Source organism: Acidimicrobiales bacterium (assembly GCA_036273495.1).
GTDB lineage: Bacteria > Actinomycetota > Acidimicrobiia > Acidimicrobiales > JAJPHE01 > DASSEU01.
This window is the reverse complement of sequence record DASUHN010000002.1, coordinates 1-2,343: the sequence shown is the minus strand read 5'-3', so window position 1 is coordinate 2,343 and position 2,343 is coordinate 1. Positions and strand designations below refer to the sequence as shown.

3 protein-coding genes are annotated in these 2,343 nt (G+C 72.6%); 2 read left to right on the top strand and 1 reads right to left on the bottom strand.

Annotation, left to right across the window (positions count from 1 at the left end; all coding sequences use genetic code 11):
• Window positions 1–344, top strand: a 344-nt coding sequence (locus tag VFW24_00030; GenBank protein ID HEX5265136.1) for a DUF3817 domain-containing protein, incomplete at its 5' end; no start/stop codon positions are given.
• Here VFW24_00030 and VFW24_00025 read toward each other — a convergent pair.
• A complete protein-coding gene (locus VFW24_00025) occupies window positions 315–1,559 on the bottom strand; it encodes a trypsin-like peptidase domain-containing protein (protein HEX5265135.1) in 1,245 nt (414 codons plus the stop codon). The genes VFW24_00030 and VFW24_00025 overlap by 30 nt on opposite strands.
• Before the next feature lie 70 nt (window positions 1,560–1,629).
• Here VFW24_00025 and VFW24_00020 point away from each other — a divergent pair.
• A partial coding sequence (locus VFW24_00020) for an NAD(P)-dependent oxidoreductase (protein HEX5265134.1) occupies window positions 1,630–2,343 on the top strand: 714 nt, incomplete at its 3' end.

Below are 2,343 nucleotides of genomic sequence, written 5' to 3'. Positions count from 1 at the left end.
CCATGGCGTACACGGTCGGCGTCGGCCTGATCATCCTCGTCTTCGTCGGCATCCCGCTGCAGTTCGGTGCCGGCACCAAGGCCGTGGTGGAGATCGTCGGCCCCGTCCACGGCTTCCTCTACATCGTCTACCTGGCCGCCGCCCTCGACCTCGCCAGCCGGGCCCGGTTCACCTTCTTCCAGCTGCTCGCCATGATCGGGGCCGGCCTCTTGCCGTTCCTCGCCTTCGTGATCGAGCGCCGGGTCACCCGCCGGGTCGAGGAGGAGATCCTCCTCGGCCGGACCACGCCGTGGTGGCGGGAGGCGGCGGGCTCGCTACTGCGTGGTGGTCGGCGCCGTCCCTAGCGTGACGTTGATGGTGCGCTGGGAGCTGCCCCGGTAGATGCCGAGACTGACCTTGTCCCCGGGCTTGTGCGCCCGCAGGGCAATGGTCAGGTCGTCCCACGACGTGACCGGGTTCCCGTCGATGCTCGTGATCACGTCGCCGGCCTGGAGGCCGGCGCTCTGCCCCGGCGACCCGCTGACCACCTGCTCGACGAAGGCGCCCTGGCTCGGCACCAGGTTGAACTCGGCCTGCAGCTGCGGCGTGACGTCGCCCCCCTCGACACCGACATAGGCCCGGGCCGGGGTGATCGTCCCGCCCTTGCGCAGCAGCGGCAACAGCGAGGTGATCTTGTCCGACGGGATGGCGAAGCCGATGTTCTGCGCCGTGGCGTCACCGGCGTTGGTGGCCTCGTCCGAGTTCATGCCGATGACCTGGCCCGCCGAGTTCACCAACGGCCCGCCCGAGTTGCCGGGGTTGATGGCGGCGTCGGTCTGCAGCATGTTGGTCAGCGTGATCCGCTGCTGGGTGCTCGGGTCCTGAGCGGTCAGGCCCCGGTCCTCGGCGGAGATGATCCCCGCCGTGACCGTCGGTCCGCCCTGGAGGCCGAGGGCGTTGCCGATGGCCACGACCCCGTCACCCACCTTGACCGTCCCGGACTTGCCGAAGCTCACCGTGGGGAGGTCCCCGGAGGATCCCTGGATCTGGAGCAGGGCCACGTCGTCGCTCGGGTCGGCGCCGACCACGGTGGCGCTCAGGGCCCGGGTCGAGCCGTGGACGGTGACCGTGATGCGGCTGGCCCCGCTGATCACGTGGTTGTTGGTGACGACCTCACCCCCTGGGGTGATGATCATCCCCGTGCCCTGGGACTCCTGTTGCACGGCGCCGCCGCCGCTCCCGAACGGGAAGGGGCTGGCGTTGCCCGTGGCCGTGGAGAAGGCGGCGATCGTCACGACCGACGGGAGCACCTTGGCCAGGATCCCCTGGATGTCGGCGGGGCGCTCGTTCACCACGCTCGAGTTCGGGGAGAAGTTCTCCACCACGGTCGGGCCGCCGCCCCCACCGAAGGCCTGGGACACGCCGGCGCCGACGCCGGCGCCGACCACAGCGGCGACCAGCCCGACGACCAGGACCGTGCGCCGGCCCGGCGCCCCCGCCCGGGGGGGTGCGGGCGGGGGCGGGGGCGGAGGAAGCCATTCGAAGCCGGAGTCGCCCGTGAACGGTGCGTCGTCGGTCATGGAGTCCATGCAACCATTCCACCGAGGCGACCTGGACAATCTCTGAGCGACGACTGAAAGGATCCTGGGAATGCGTGTGGTGCTCACTGCCGCCGCCCACGAACGGTGGTGGCCCCGCCTGGAGCGTCCGGGGGTCGAGCCCCTGATCCTGGGGGTCGACGGGGGCCTGGTGCTGGCGTCGGGGGCCGGCGTCGCCCGGGACGAGGCCGACCCGGAGGTGGCCTGGGGCACGTCGGACCTGTTCGACGAGGGGGCGCCGCTTCGCCCCTTCTTCGGGCTGCTACGGCGGTCGTCGACCCTGCGGTGGTTCCAGTCGCCGGCGGCGGGCTACGACGGCGCCGTGTTCGGGGAGCTGGCCCGGCGCGGGGTGCGGGTGAGCAACGCCCACGTGAACGGCATCCCGATCGCCGAGTACGTCCTGCGGGCGGTGCTCGACCACTTCCAGGACGCCGGGCGCTGGCGCGCCGGGGCCGAGGCGCGGGGGTGGCGGCTGCACGACTTCCGCGAGGTGTACGGGACCACCTGGCTGGTGGTGGGCCTGGGGTCGATCGGCGGGGCGGTGGCGACGCGCGCCCGGGCCTTCGGGGCGCGGGTGATCGGGTGCCGGCGCCGGCCGTCGGCCGACGATCCGGCCGACGAGACGGTCACGCCCGAGCGCCTGCTCGACGTGGTGGGCGCCGCCGATGTCGTGGTCCTGTCCGCCCCCTCCACCGCCGCGACCGTCGGGCTGGTCGATGCGGCGTTCCTCCGCGCCATGAAGCCGGGCTCGCTGCTCGTGAACGTG